Source organism: Sphingomonas sp. FW306-1B-B10E, assembly GCF_058782005.1.
Genome location: NZ_JBYSXG010000084.1, coordinates 1 through 11,453 on the forward strand (window position 1 = coordinate 1; position 11,453 = coordinate 11,453).

19 protein-coding genes are annotated in these 11,453 nt (G+C 67.8%); 1 reads left to right on the forward strand and 18 read right to left on the reverse strand.

Annotated elements, in window-relative coordinates:
• Positions 1-68: 68 nt before the first annotated feature.
• From AC3WJI_RS20650 to ruvA, 17 genes are all read right to left on the reverse strand, one after another.
• The gene (locus AC3WJI_RS20650) at positions 69-344 is read right to left on the reverse strand and encodes a hypothetical protein (RefSeq protein ID WP_492759184.1); all 276 of its coding nucleotides are present in this window, start codon (positions 342-344) and stop codon (positions 69-71) included.
• A complete protein-coding gene (locus AC3WJI_RS20655; protein ID WP_492759185.1) occupies positions 341-565 on the reverse strand; it encodes a hypothetical protein in 225 nt (74 codons plus the stop codon). The genes AC3WJI_RS20650 and AC3WJI_RS20655 overlap by 4 nt, the downstream gene beginning before the upstream one ends.
• Entirely contained in the window at positions 562-774 is a 213-nt protein-coding gene (locus AC3WJI_RS20660) for a type II toxin-antitoxin system antitoxin (protein WP_492759186.1), read from the reverse strand. The genes AC3WJI_RS20655 and AC3WJI_RS20660 overlap by 4 nt, the downstream gene beginning before the upstream one ends.
• Positions 775-783: 9 nt before the next feature.
• The gene (locus AC3WJI_RS20665) at positions 784-1,689 is read right to left on the reverse strand and encodes an SPFH domain-containing protein (protein WP_492759187.1); all 906 of its coding nucleotides are present in this window, start codon (positions 1,687-1,689) and stop codon (positions 784-786) included.
• A 240-nt stretch (positions 1,690-1,929) separates the two neighbouring features.
• Positions 1,930-2,442 (reverse strand): peptidoglycan-associated lipoprotein Pal, encoded by a 513-nt coding sequence (gene pal, locus AC3WJI_RS20670; RefSeq protein WP_492759188.1) that lies wholly within the window; start codon positions 2,440-2,442, stop codon positions 1,930-1,932.
• 53 nt (positions 2,443-2,495) lie between these two features.
• Positions 2,496-3,878 (reverse strand): Tol-Pal system beta propeller repeat protein TolB, encoded by a 1,383-nt coding sequence (tolB, locus tag AC3WJI_RS20675; protein ID WP_492759189.1) that lies wholly within the window; start codon positions 3,876-3,878, stop codon positions 2,496-2,498.
• Positions 3,879-3,880: 2 nt separating this feature from the next.
• On the reverse strand, positions 3,881-4,750 hold the full coding sequence (locus tag AC3WJI_RS20680) for a TonB C-terminal domain-containing protein (RefSeq protein WP_492759190.1): 870 nt from the start codon (positions 4,748-4,750) through the stop codon (positions 3,881-3,883).
• 4 nt (positions 4,751-4,754) lie between these two features.
• A complete protein-coding gene (tolR, locus tag AC3WJI_RS20685; protein WP_492759191.1) occupies positions 4,755-5,192 on the reverse strand; it encodes a protein TolR in 438 nt (145 codons plus the stop codon).
• A 152-nt stretch (positions 5,193-5,344) separates the two neighbouring features.
• On the reverse strand, positions 5,345-6,034 hold the full coding sequence (gene tolQ, locus AC3WJI_RS20690) for a protein TolQ (RefSeq protein WP_492759192.1): 690 nt from the start codon (positions 6,032-6,034) through the stop codon (positions 5,345-5,347).
• Between the two features lie 7 nt (positions 6,035-6,041).
• Positions 6,042-6,488: a YbgC/FadM family acyl-CoA thioesterase gene (locus tag AC3WJI_RS20695; protein WP_492759193.1), complete on the reverse strand. Its 447-nt coding sequence runs from the start codon at positions 6,486-6,488 to the stop codon at positions 6,042-6,044.
• Between the two features lie 44 nt (positions 6,489-6,532).
• The gene (gene ruvB, locus AC3WJI_RS20700; protein WP_492759194.1) at positions 6,533-7,552 is read right to left on the reverse strand and encodes a Holliday junction branch migration DNA helicase RuvB; all 1,020 of its coding nucleotides are present in this window, start codon (positions 7,550-7,552) and stop codon (positions 6,533-6,535) included.
• Positions 7,549-7,851 (reverse strand): type II toxin-antitoxin system RelE/ParE family toxin, encoded by a 303-nt coding sequence (locus AC3WJI_RS20705; RefSeq protein ID WP_492759195.1) that lies wholly within the window; start codon positions 7,849-7,851, stop codon positions 7,549-7,551. Before AC3WJI_RS20705 ends, ruvB begins: the two co-directional genes overlap by 4 nt.
• On the reverse strand, positions 7,844-8,089 hold the full coding sequence (locus AC3WJI_RS20710; RefSeq protein ID WP_492759196.1) for a ribbon-helix-helix domain-containing protein: 246 nt from the start codon (positions 8,087-8,089) through the stop codon (positions 7,844-7,846). Before AC3WJI_RS20710 ends, AC3WJI_RS20705 begins: the two co-directional genes overlap by 8 nt.
• Positions 8,090-8,147: 58 nt before the next feature.
• Positions 8,148-8,549 carry a GFA family protein gene (locus AC3WJI_RS20715; RefSeq protein ID WP_492759197.1) on the reverse strand — a complete coding sequence of 134 codons (402 nt, stop codon included), beginning with the start codon at positions 8,547-8,549 and terminating at the stop codon, positions 8,148-8,150.
• Positions 8,546-9,103, reverse strand: a complete 558-nt coding sequence (locus AC3WJI_RS20720) for a DUF4337 domain-containing protein (protein ID WP_492759198.1) — start codon at positions 9,101-9,103, stop codon at positions 8,546-8,548. Before AC3WJI_RS20720 ends, AC3WJI_RS20715 begins: the two co-directional genes overlap by 4 nt.
• Positions 9,104-9,179: 76 nt before the next feature.
• Positions 9,180-9,569, reverse strand: coding sequence for a hypothetical protein (locus AC3WJI_RS20725; RefSeq protein WP_492759199.1), 390 nt, complete (start codon positions 9,567-9,569; stop codon positions 9,180-9,182).
• A gap of 74 nt (positions 9,570-9,643) precedes the next feature.
• Positions 9,644-10,240 carry a Holliday junction branch migration protein RuvA gene (ruvA, locus tag AC3WJI_RS20730; RefSeq protein WP_492759200.1) on the reverse strand — a complete coding sequence of 199 codons (597 nt, stop codon included), beginning with the start codon at positions 10,238-10,240 and terminating at the stop codon, positions 9,644-9,646.
• Between the two features lie 223 nt (positions 10,241-10,463).
• Here ruvA and AC3WJI_RS20735 point away from each other — a divergent pair, with 223 nt between their 5' ends.
• Positions 10,464-10,916 carry a hypothetical protein gene (locus AC3WJI_RS20735; protein WP_492759201.1) on the forward strand — a complete coding sequence of 151 codons (453 nt, stop codon included), beginning with the start codon at positions 10,464-10,466 and terminating at the stop codon, positions 10,914-10,916.
• A gap of 5 nt (positions 10,917-10,921) precedes the next feature.
• Here AC3WJI_RS20735 and ruvC read toward each other — a convergent pair whose 3' ends face one another.
• Complete coding sequence (ruvC, locus tag AC3WJI_RS20740) at positions 10,922-11,410, reverse strand: crossover junction endodeoxyribonuclease RuvC (RefSeq protein ID WP_492759202.1); 489 nt, start codon at positions 11,408-11,410, stop codon at positions 10,922-10,924.
• Positions 11,411-11,453 lie beyond the last annotated feature (43 nt).

Here is an 11,453-nt window from a genome sequence, read left to right on the forward strand (position 1 = left end):
CCATGTCTCACCGAGTGTAATGCCCGCGGACAGGCCCCACCCCAACCCCTCCCCTGAAGGGGAGGGGCTTATTTCTTTTCCCCCCAGCGCCACTGCCAGCCGCCGTCAGTCTTGACCCAGCATAGCCAGAGCGCCCCGGCGAACAGCGGCACGAACAGCAATTGGTAGAGCGCGCTGCGCTGGGTGAGCCGTGCGATGCCGCCGGCGATCAGCAGCACGCCGAGCGTCAGCGCCCAGCCCTGCCACGTCACCGGCACCGCGCCCCAGCCATAGCGCTTCTGCGCGAACCAATAGCCCGGGCGGACGCGGTACCAATCGCGCAGCTGGTGCAGCCAGGCGCTCATCGCCCGTCGCCATCGCGATTGAGCACTGTCACGCGGATCACGGCGAGCCCGATGATCAGGATCGCGACCAATCCGACGACGAGGATCGTCTCGTGTTTGCCCTGGTATCGCTGGACGAATGCCGCCGCGGCCATCATGCCTGCCGAGAACAGTCCCAGCACGGCGGCGAGCCGCGGGTCGCGGCGGCCGCAGCGCCGTTTGCGTGCGATGCCAAACATCATGCTTCGTCCTCCTTATCCTTGGGCGGACGGCCGCGCTTGGCGCGGACCGGCTCCGCAAGCTTGACCCCGCGGCGGCCCAGCGCCTCGCGCAGCAGGCATTCGACCTGCGCGTTGACGCTGCGCAGGTCTGCCGCCGCGCAGCGCTCGATCGCCGCGTAGAGCGCGGGATCGAGACGCAGCGGGAACGCCTTTTTGGGGGGTACCGACACGCAATAATCCTATTGGTACAGCGAGCCCGCATTGACGACGGGCTGCGTGTCGCGCTCGCCGCACAGCACGACCATCAGGTTCGAGACCATCGCGGCGCGGCGCTCGTCGTCGAGTTCGACGACGTTCTTCGCGCTGAGCTGGTCGAGCGCCATCTCGACCATGCCGACCGCGCCCTCGACCAGCGTCTGGCGCGCCGCGACCACGGCCTGGGCCTGCTGGCGGCGGAGCATCGCGCCGGCGATCTCCTGCGCATAGGCAAGATGGGTGAAGCCGCATTCGTCGACGGTGATCCCGGCCACGCGCAGCCGGGCGATCAGCTCGTCGCGCAGCTCGGCGCCGACCTGGTCGTGATTGCCGCGCAGCGTGACTTCCTGATGCTCGAAATCGTCATAGGGATAGCGCGAGCCGATCGTGCGCACTGCGGCCTCGATCTGGACCATCACGAACGCCTTGTAGTCGTCGACGTCGAACAGCGCCTGCGCAGTGTCGGTCACGCGCCATACGACCTGCGCCGCCATCTCGATCGGGTTGCCGCGCAGATCGTTGACCTTGATCCGATCGGAAATGATGTTGTTGGCGCGCACCGAGACCTTCTTCTTGAGCATCCACGGCCAGGTCCAGCGCAGGCCGGTGGTGCGATCGGTGCCGCGATAATCGCCGAACAGCAGGATCACCGCCGCCTGGTTGGGCTGGAGCAGGTAGAAGCCGCCGACGCCGAACAGGAATATCAGCGAGCCGAGGACCAGCCCCGCCACCACGAACGCGTCCGGCACTCGGTCGATCTGGCTGACCGAACCCGCCACGATCGCGATCGCCACCAGCAGGATGGCGAGCATGCCATAGCCGCTCATCGTAAGTGCCGTGCGCTCGCTGCTCTGCCGGAGCGCAGAGCTCGCACCACGAATGTCCGTCATTCTTGCCTCCCGTTATTATGATATCATATTTATATCGAAGATGGGGGCGGCGCAAGCGATATTCATGGATGTGCAAACGCCGCCGATCCGGAGGATCGACGGCGTCGTCTATTGCCGGGGAACACCCTATTCCCCGTTCGTGCTGAGCTTGTCGAAGCACCGTTCTTCTTCTGACGGCAGAAGGCAGAACAGCCCTTCGACAGGCTCAGGGCGAACGGGATGGGGTAGCCTCCAAACGCATCAGTTGATGACGATGGTCACTGCGCGGCGGTTCTGCGCCCAGCTGGCTTCGTCCGAGCCAAGAGCGATCGGGCGCTCCTTGCCGTAGCTGATCGTGGTGATCCGAGTCGCCGAGACGCCGCGCGCGGCGAGATAGTTCTTGGCGGCGTTGGCGCGGCGATCGCCGAGGCCGAGATTATATTCGCGGGTGCCGCGCTCGTCGGCATGACCCTCGAGCGTCACGCGCGCCTCGGGATGCGCGACGAGCCAAGTGGCCTGGCTGTCGAGGATCGAGCGGGCTTCCGAATCGATGTCATACTGGTCGAGCGCGAAATGCACGGTGTCGCTGGTGATCTCGCGCTTGAACTGCTCGTTGAGGCGGCCGGCGACCGTGTCGCTGCTCTCGCCGTTGCCGTCGGTGGGCGGCGCGGTGTCGGTCGGCGCGGGCGGCAGTTCGGGCGGACGCTTCTTGGTGCAGCCCGCGGTGGCGACAAGCGCCAGGCCCAGGATCAGGCTGGTCGTCATCTTGGCCATCGTCATTCCTCCTCTAGTCGTGTGTTTTGCGGGCGACCCGCTGGGATAACGTTTCAGGGGCGAATCGGTCCCCAGCTCGGATCCGAGCCGTCGAGCGGCGTCGGGATCTTGCGCGCATTGGCACCGGTGAGATCGACCGACCACAGATCGGGCTTGCCCGAGCCTTGCGCGGCGCGGAAGAACATCAGCACGCGGCCGTTGGGCGACCAGCTCGGCGCCTCGTCGCCCCAGCTGTTGGTGAGCAATTTCTCGCCGCCGCCGCTCGGGTTCATCACCCCGATCCGGAACGCGCCGCCGCCGGTGCGGGTGAACGCAATCAGATCGCCGCGTGGACTCCATACCGGGGTGGCATAGCGCCCGCCGCCGAAGCTGATCCGCTTCTGGTTCGATCCGTCGGCGTTCATCACGTAGAGCTGCTGGCTGCCGCCGCGATCGCTTTCGAACACGATCCGGCTGCCGTCGGGCGAATAGCTGCCGCCGGTGTCGATGCCGGGGACGTTGGTGAGCCGCTGGGGCTGGCCGCCGCTCGTGCTGATCCGGTAGATGTCGGTATTGCCCGCCACCGACATCGAGAACAGGATGTTACGGCCATCGGGCGAGAAATGCGGCGCGAAATTCTGGCTGACATTCTCGACCAGCCGCCGGTTGGTCCGCGCAACCAGATCATAGATCCAGATCGAGGGGCGGCGATTTTCGTAGCTCATGTAGACGATCGCGTTCTGCTTCGGCGACATGCGCGGCGTGAGCACGATGTTCTGGCCGTTGGTCAGGAAGCGGTGGTTGGCGCCGTCCTGGTCCATGATCGCGAGCTGCTTGCGGCGCTTGCCCTTGGGCCCCTGCTCGGCGACGTAGACGACCTGGCTGTCGAAATAGGCGCCCTCGCCGCTGAGCCGGGTATAGATCGCGTCGGCGCATTTGTGCGCTGCGCGGCGCCAGTCGCCGGGCGAGACGACGAAGCCTTGGCGGACCAACTCGCTCTGCAGCGCGACATCATAGAGATAGCAGCCGACGGTGAGCTGGCCATTGCCGCCGGCGCGGACATAGCCCTGGACCAGCGCCTGGGCCGAGCGGCCCGCCCACACCGCGTAGTTGGGCGCGTTGACTTCGCTATAGGCGATCGTCCCGGCCTGGCCGGGCCCCTGGGTCTTGAACAGGCCGGTGTTGCGCAGATCGTCGTCGATGACCTGCGCGAGCTTGCGCCCGAGCTCGTCGGTCGCCCCGGCGGCAGTGGCCGCGGCGCCGGCGGCGGGCATCGCCGGGATCATCAGCACCATGTCCTTCGCGGCGGCATTGGTGACGTCGACGCTGAGTACCGATTCCTGCCCAGAATCCGGTGCCGCAGGCGCCGTCTGCGCCTCGGGCGCGTCCTGGGCGTGCGCGGTCGCCGCGACGCCCAGCGCGAGTGCGATCCCCAATGCGATTTGGCTGGCCTTCATGGTCAAAGATCCTCGTAGAGTGTCGGTCCGATGGTCTTCCACGCATCGTAATATTGCGGCGGCAGCTTGAACGGCGCTGCGAGCGTGACAGCGCGGATCGCGCGCTCCTTGTGGAGCGCGGCCTGCGCACGGTTGCTGTCCGTGATGCCGGTCTGGGTGACGCGTACCCGCGCGGCGATCGAGCCGTCGCGGTTGAGCTGGACGACGACCGTGGTGCGCAATTTCTCCGAATCGGCGCCGCTGGGTGGCGTCCAATGCGGCTTGACCTGGCGCATCACCTCGGCCTGGAGCGCCGAACGTACCGCCGGGCCGGCAGTCGTCGCGGGTGGCGTCGTCGCCTTGCCCTCGCTCGGGCGGGAGCTGATCCCGGCCATGATCCCGTCGAGCGCGCCGCTCGCGCGGACGTCGCGGCGGGTCGGCTGCTTGGCGGGCGCGGCAGCAGAGGCGGGCTTTGCCGGCTGCTTCGCCGGAGCGGCGGCGGGCGCAGGCTTGGCCGGCTGCTTGGCCGGCGCCGTGGGCGCGGCCTTTGCCGGCGCGCGCGGCGCGGGGCGCGGATCGGGCGCCGGCGCGGGCTTGGCGGGCGGCGCCGGCTGCGGCCTGGCGACCGGCTGCGGGTCGGGCTGGGGCTCGGGCGGCGTCGCCTCGGGCTCGTCGGGCGATTCGACCGGGGACAGGCGGGCGGCGGCCTCTTCGTGGCTCGGCACCGGCGCCTGGCTCTCCAGCCCGACATCCTCGCTGATCGACACTTCGATCGGCGTGACGACGAGCTTCTCGGGATTGGGCGACATCGCGGGCGACAAGAAAACGAACAACCCAAGATGGCCGATCGCCGCGACCGCCAGACCTATCGCCTCGGAGCGAGTCAGCGCCATCGCGTCACTTGCTCGCGGCGTTGGTCAGCAGCGACACGCGGTTGAGCCCGGCGCGATTGAGCTCGCCCATCACGTGCATGACCTTGCCATAGCCGAGGCCCTGATCGGCGCGCAGATAGATTTGCGCGGGCTTGCCGTCGGCGCCTTTGCGCGCCGCGACCTGATCGAGCATGCCCGGCAGCCCGGCATCGTCGACCGGCTCGTCGTCTACGAACACCTGGCCTTTGTCGTCGATCGCGATCTGGACGGGCTTCTGCTCCTGGTCGAGCGCCTTGGCCCGGCTCTCGGGCAAGTCGATCGGCACGCCCGCGGTGAGCAGTGGCGCGGTGACCATGAAGATGATCAGCAGCACGAGCATCACGTCGACCAAGGGCGTGACGTTGATCTCGGCCATCGGGGTGCGGCGGCCGCGAGCTTTGTTCGAGGGGAGATGCATGGCCATCTAGATCCTCCCCGGCACGGGGAGGGGGACCGCGACGCGAAGCGGCGTGGTGGAGGGGGGTTTCCGCGCGGGATTCCCTAGGAGGAGAGCCCCCTCCGTCAGCGCTTCGCGCTGCCACCTCCCCGTGCCGGGGAGGAACAGTTTGGCCAGCCTCACGCCTCCATCTCCAGGCGGCGGCTGAGCGTGGCGTGGAAGCCATCGGCGAAGCGGTTGAGCCGCTGCTCGACGCGGTTGATGCCGTGGCTGTAGCGATTGTAGGCGATCACCGCGGGGATAGCGGCGAACAGACCGATCGCGGTGGCGAACAACGCCTCGGCGATCCCCGGCGCGACCACTGCGAGCGACGAATTCTGCTCGGCGGCGATGCTGGTGAAGCTGCGCATGATCCCCCACACGGTACCGAACAGCCCCACGAACGGCGCGACCGCGCCGACCGTGGCGAGGAAGTTGAGGCGATCTGCGAGGCGGTCGATCTCCTGCGCGACCGTGGCGCCCATCGCGGTGGCGAGGCGCTCGCGCGTACCTTCGCGGTCGATCGACTTGCCGGTGGTCGAACGGCGCCATTCGGTGACGCCCGCCGAGAAAACGCGGGCGATCGGCTGGTCGCGGCTGGAGGCGCGGCGGTGGAACTCGTCGATATCGTCGGCCTCGCGATATTCGGTCTCGAAGCTGGCGATGCCCTTCTTCACCGCGCTGACGCGGAAGCCGAAGCTGAGAATGATCGCCCAGGTCCACAGGCTCGCCAGCAGCAGCCCGATCATCACGCCGCGGACCACCCAATCGGCCTGGAGAAACAAGGCGACGGGCGACATGGTCGCGGCGGCGGTATTCAGAAACAGCATGTCGAGTTCAGTTTCCCTTCCATAGCAGCGGTTCGAACGCCGCCATCCAATCTGCCGGCTGGCGCCGCGGACGACCTGCCGGGGAGACGAACGCCGCCTCGACTTCACCTTGCGCCACGATTGTTTCGCCCCGCATGACTCGTTGCTGAATGGTCACCGACGCGGCGCGCAGCGATACAAGCCGGCTCACCACGATCAGTTCCTCGCCGAGCCGCGCCGGATTGCGATAATCGAGCCGGACGCTGCGCAGCGCATAGGCGCCCTCGCCCGCGTCGAAGGCAGTGCGCTGGTCGACCCCGGCGGCGAGCAGCATGTCCGAGCGCGCGCGCTCCATGTAGCGCAGGTAATTGGCGTGATAGACCACGCCGGTGAGGTCGGTGTCCTCGAAATAGACGCGCAGCTCGAAATGGTGCTCGAGGCCCTCGAAGCGGCCCAAGGCGGAGAGCGCGTGCATGAACGGGCCTTAACCAAGCTGCGGACTCGGGGGAACCCCTGGCCTCAGTCGAACAGCCCTTCCTGCGCGGTGGGCGGTGGATTGAGCCCGAGATGCTTCCACCCCGCGGCATTGAGGCAGCGGCCGCGCGCGGTGCGGGCGATCATGCCGATCTGGATGAGATAGGGCTCGATCACTTCCTCGATCGTGTCGCGCGGCTCGCTTAGCCCCGCGGCGAGCGTCTCGACCCCGACCGGCCCGCCGCGATAGATGTCGGCGATCATCATCAGATAGCGCCGGTCCATATTGTCGAGGCCGAGTGCGTCGACCTCGAGCCGGGTGAGCGCGGCGTCGGCGACTTTGGCATGGACGGTCTCCTCGCCGGCGACATTGGCGAAATCGCGGACGCGGCGGAGCAGCCGCCCGGCGATGCGCGGGGTGCCGCGCGCACGCCGCGCGATCTCGTGCGCGCCGTCCTGGGCGACGTGGAGGTCGAGCAGGGTCGCGGCGCGGGTGACGACGCGCTCGAGCTCGTCGACGGTGTAGAATTGCAGCCGCACCGGGATGCCGAAGCGGTCGCGCAACGGCGTGGTGAGCAGCCCCTGGCGGGTGGTCGCGCCGACCAGGGTGAAGCGCGGCAAGTCGATACGCACCGAACGGGCCGACGGCCCCTCGCCGATCATCAGGTCGAGCGCGCGGTCCTCCATCGCCGGATAGAGCACTTCCTCGACCGCGGGATTGAGCCGGTGGATCTCGTCGATGAACAGCACGTCGCCGTCCTCGAGATTGGTGAGCAGGGCGGCGAGATCGCCCGACTTGGCGATCACCGGGCCCGAGGTCGAGCGGAAGCCGACTCCCATTTCGCGGGCGATGATCTGGGCGAGCGTGGTCTTGCCGAGCCCGGGCGGGCCGAAGAACAGGACATGGTCGAGCGCGTCGCCGCGCTGCTTCGCCGCCTGGATGAACACGCGCAGATTCTCGCGCGCGCCCTTCTGCCCGACGAACTCGTCGAGCGTCTTGGGACGCAATGCGGCGTCGACGTCCTCGGCGCGGCGGGAGGCGGTCAGGATGCGGTCGTCGGTCATTGATCCGGCCCGGGATCGCCGGCGACATTGCGGGCGTGGTGGAGAATACGGATGATCAAGACCTCGTTTTGCATCGGAAGATAATAGATGCGGTGCGAGCGATAGTGGAAACCGCGCACGCCCTCGCCAAGCTTCTCATCGAGCGCGCCGGCGAAAGGACGCTCGCGTAGCAACCGAAACGTCTCTCGCAACCCTTCCAGATATTTCGACGTCTGCTCAGCACCGAACGCTGCCTTGCTGTATATGCGGATGTCCCGAAGATCGCCCCGAGCCGCCGGCGAAATCCGCGTCCTAGCCACGCAGATCAGGGTCTTCGGCTACGATCTCGTCGAGCACCTCTTCGGCATCTTGATCCAGCACGCCCGATTTGAGGCCTTCGTCGATCATCGCTTTCAGCCAAGCCCGGTCGCCACGCTCCTGGTCACGGCGTACCAGGTCGCGAAGATAGTCGGCGGCATCTGCATAGGCGCCCTCGGCGATGCGCGCATCGACCCAGGCCTGGAGCGCGGGCGGCATCAGGACGGTGTGATAGGTCATTGCGCCAGGATACTCCCGATCGGACGGCGTTCCAACTCCGGGGGGGACGCGTGCGGCGTCAGTCATAATGCTCGATTCCCTCCCCCGAGATCTGCACCCAAGGTTGCTTGCGCACTTCCCACACTGAAAAATACGGCGCGGGGAAATTGGGATCGGCGAAGCCGCCGATGGCGATGGCGATCAGATCGGGCAGTCCGCCGCCCTGGTACCAGACCGTGCCGCCGCAGCTCGGGCAGAAGTGGAAATGCGTCGCCGCGCCGCTGTCGTTGACGTGCACCCATTCCTTCGCCTCGCCCTCGAACCGAACCTGGTCGATGGGAAAGCGCGCCTGCGCGGCGAAGGCCGAGCCGCTGCGCCGCTGGCAGTCGAGGCAGTGGCACACCGAGATTCGCACCGGCTCGCCGCTGGCCTCGGCCTTGAGCTGGCCGCAGCGGCAGGTCGCAATGCGGGGCTCGGTCATCCGAGCAGTCCGCTCAGCAATTGCGGATGGAATCCCCAGCCGAGGAACCCGCACAGGCCCATGAACAGCCCGAACGCGCCGAAAGCCCAGGCCGCCCAGAGCAGCAGGCCGCTTTCGGCGAGCGCCGCGACCGCGGCGATCGAAATGGCGGTGGAGATCGCGGCGTCGCTCGCGTCGAACTGGTCGTCATGGACGTTGAGCGCGTCATATTGCGCCGCCTGCGCCCTGGCCTCGTTCGACAGCCGGGGTGCCTCGGACTTGTAGCGGGCGATGTCGCGGTCGAGCTGGGCGAGGACCGGCGCCGCTTTGGCCGGATCGGTCGCCAGCGCGGCGATCTGCGCGCGACTGCTCTCGGCGACATGTTGTTTCACACGCGTCGCCTGATATTCGTTCCAGCCGTCGACCGAGGCGGACTGGGCCTGCTGCATCGCCTGGACGATGTTGCCGTCCTTGATCCCGCACAGCCCCATGAACACCGAGAGGATCACCACGGTGATCGCGACGCGGCGGTTGAGCGCCTTGTCCCTCGCCTCTGCGCTGACTTCGATTTCCATGGCTATTTGGCCGCCTTGCGCAGCGCAACGTCAATGTGGGCGGGGCGCGAAACCGTGAGGATGCGATTGGTCACGGTCATGGAACCCGTACCTCTGAAGCACCAGCGGTCGCTTTGACAGCCGGATCGACGATGTAACCGTCGAGCTCCGCCTTGCCCCTCCGCGGGCGCGTGTCGTACGGCTCGCGCAGGGCGACGGCGACAGCCCGCCCCGTGCGAGCCTTCTGCCCGCTTAGCCGATCAACGGCTACAAACGCCAAGCCATCCGTCAGCCCGTAGCTAATACAATTGCTGCCCCACGGATATCTGGGCAAGTCAATCGTCACGAGATCGATGCCGAGCGCTTTAGCGAACCGCGCATCCACCCTGGCGCGTACGATGTCGCCGTCTATCTCGACGATGCGGACGAGCAGCACGCTGCGGCCGGCGCTCGACACTGGTTCGTGGTCGAAGAAATAATAACGCATTGCGCTGTCGTCGGTGCAGGCGCGGGCACTCGCGGTAGTGGCTACAAGGGCCAGCACCAAAGTCCAGAAAAGTCTCACTTCGCCGCCTTGCGCAGCGCCAGCCGGACGAGCGCGTCGAGCGTAGCGCCGGCGCCGAGCTCGTCATTGGCGGCGCTGACCGCGCTCGATGCCTCGGCGGGCTTGAAGCCGAGATTGAGCAGTGCCGAGACCGCATCGCCCGCGGCGCTGCCCGCAGGCGCCGGAGCGCCGCCGGCGCTGCCGAGCGCGATGCCGCCGGCCTTGTCCTTGAGTTCGTTGACGATGCGCTGGGCGAGCTTGGGGCCGACGCCGTTCGCCCGCGCGATCATCGCTGAATCGGCGCGGGCGACCGCGGTGCGCAACTCGTCCGGTGCGAGGATCGAGAGGATCGCCAGCGCGACCTTGGCGCCGACGCCCTGGACATGGGTGAGCAGCTTGAACCAGTCGCGCTCGTCGGCGGTGGCGAAGCCCATCAGCCGGATGAAATCCTCGGCGACGAGCATCTCGGTGTGGATCGTCACCGAATCGCCGACGATGCCGAGCGCGGTCAAGGTGCGCGCCGAGGCGCCGACCAGATAGCCGACCCCGTTCACGTCGATCACCGCATGATCGGCGCCGGTCGCGGCCAGCGTGCCCTTGAGATGCGCGATCATGCGGCGCTCCGTCCGAGGCAAAGTTTAGAAAGTTGCGAGCCTGGCGCGGGTTTCGCAACTTGTCCGCAACGGCGGGCGCGGGGGCGGGTCGCGAAGAGGATCAGGCTGCGCACGCTTGGTACATAGCCAGAACGCGGCAAGGTAGGAAAGCGAAAATGGCGGGCTGATCTGGCGGCGACCGGGAAGCCGCACCATCTTTCCCGCATAACCAGGGGGATCGGAAATGACTGCTGCGCTGCTGTTGCTTTGGCTCGCTCTATTCGCGGCGGGCGGCACGCCCCTCGGCCGCGGGATGCGGCGCTGGCTGGTCGAATGGCCGGCCGCGCGGCTGGCGCGGCTTCATCGCGGCGCGGTGCTGACCTGGCTGGTGCTCGCGGCGATCGGCGCGGCGTGCTTCTGGTTGCTCGAAGAAGAGGGGCTTCAGCTGTTCGGGATGGCGCTGCCCGAGCTCGCCGGCTGGGCGGCGGCGTTCGAGGTCAGCTCGCTGGTCGACGCATTGGCGGTGGGGATCCTCGCGGCGTCGACGGTGCGGATCGGCATGGTCAGGACCTGGGTGCTGCGCCGGCTTCCCGTGGCGCGGCGGGCAAGACGCGCGCGCCGGGCTGCGGGAACGCGGCCGGCGCCCCGCCCCGCCAATGACGATGAGGACCGAGCGGGGCTGGCGCTGGCGGCCTGATCCGGTCAGCGGACGCCGCGGCGCGCGCTCGACAGATGGTGCGCGTGGCAGATCGCCACCGCGAGCGCGTCGCCGGCATCGGGGCCGTCGATCTTCACGCCGGGCAGCAGCCGCGCGACCATCGCGTGGACCTGCGCCTTCTCGGCGCCGCCGGTGCCGACCACCGATTTCTTGACCACGCTCGGCGTATATTCGCCGACATCTAGCCCGGCGCGTGCCGCCGCGCAGAGCACGACGCCGCGCGCCTGGCCGAGCTTGAGAGTGGATTGCGCGTTCGAATTGACGAAGACTTCTTCGCAAGCCGCGGCCTGGGGCGCGTGATCGGCGAGGATCGCGGCCAGCATTGCGTCGAGATGCGCGAGCCTACGCGCGAGCGGCGCCTGGGGGTCGGTCTTGAGCTTGCCGTTGGCGACATGGCCGAGCCGATTGCCTTCGGCGCGGATGATACCCCAGCCAGTGGTGCCGAGGCCGGGATCGAGGCCGAGGATAATCATCGTGCGCCGCGCCCGCGGATAGGCCCCACCCCAACCCCTCCCC

Coding starts and splice junctions, on each gene's coding strand:
- AC3WJI_RS20650 (WP_492759184.1), bottom strand. CDS start 344: ATGAGCGCCTGGCTGCACCAGCTGCGCGATTGGTACCGCGTCCGCCCG.
- AC3WJI_RS20655 (WP_492759185.1), bottom strand. CDS start 565: ATGATGTTTGGCATCGCACGCAAACGGCGCTGCGGCCGCCGCGACCCG.
- AC3WJI_RS20665 (WP_492759187.1), bottom strand. CDS start 1,689: ATGACGGACATTCGTGGTGCGAGCTCTGCGCTCCGGCAGAGCAGCGAG.
- pal (WP_492759188.1), bottom strand. CDS start 2,442: ATGGCCAAGATGACGACCAGCCTGATCCTGGGCCTGGCGCTTGTCGCC.
- tolB (WP_492759189.1), bottom strand. CDS start 3,878: ATGAAGGCCAGCCAAATCGCATTGGGGATCGCACTCGCGCTGGGCGTC.
- AC3WJI_RS20680 (WP_492759190.1), bottom strand. CDS start 4,750: ATGGCGCTGACTCGCTCCGAGGCGATAGGTCTGGCGGTCGCGGCGATC.
- tolR (WP_492759191.1), bottom strand. CDS start 5,192: ATGGCCATGCATCTCCCCTCGAACAAAGCTCGCGGCCGCCGCACCCCG.
- tolQ (WP_492759192.1), bottom strand. CDS start 6,034: ATGCTGTTTCTGAATACCGCCGCCGCGACCATGTCGCCCGTCGCCTTG.
- AC3WJI_RS20695 (WP_492759193.1), bottom strand. CDS start 6,488: ATGCACGCGCTCTCCGCCTTGGGCCGCTTCGAGGGCCTCGAGCACCAT.
- ruvB (WP_492759194.1), bottom strand. CDS start 7,552: ATGACCGACGACCGCATCCTGACCGCCTCCCGCCGCGCCGAGGACGTC.
- AC3WJI_RS20710 (WP_492759196.1), bottom strand. CDS start 8,089: ATGACCTATCACACCGTCCTGATGCCGCCCGCGCTCCAGGCCTGGGTC.
- AC3WJI_RS20715 (WP_492759197.1), bottom strand. CDS start 8,549: ATGACCGAGCCCCGCATTGCGACCTGCCGCTGCGGCCAGCTCAAGGCC.
- AC3WJI_RS20720 (WP_492759198.1), bottom strand. CDS start 9,103: ATGGAAATCGAAGTCAGCGCAGAGGCGAGGGACAAGGCGCTCAACCGC.
- AC3WJI_RS20725 (WP_492759199.1), bottom strand. CDS start 9,569: ATGCGTTATTATTTCTTCGACCACGAACCAGTGTCGAGCGCCGGCCGC.
- ruvA (WP_492759200.1), bottom strand. CDS start 10,240: ATGATCGCGCATCTCAAGGGCACGCTGGCCGCGACCGGCGCCGATCAT.
- AC3WJI_RS20735 (WP_492759201.1), top strand. CDS start 10,464: ATGACTGCTGCGCTGCTGTTGCTTTGGCTCGCTCTATTCGCGGCGGGC.
- ruvC (WP_492759202.1), bottom strand. CDS start 11,410: ATGATTATCCTCGGCCTCGATCCCGGCCTCGGCACCACTGGCTGGGGT.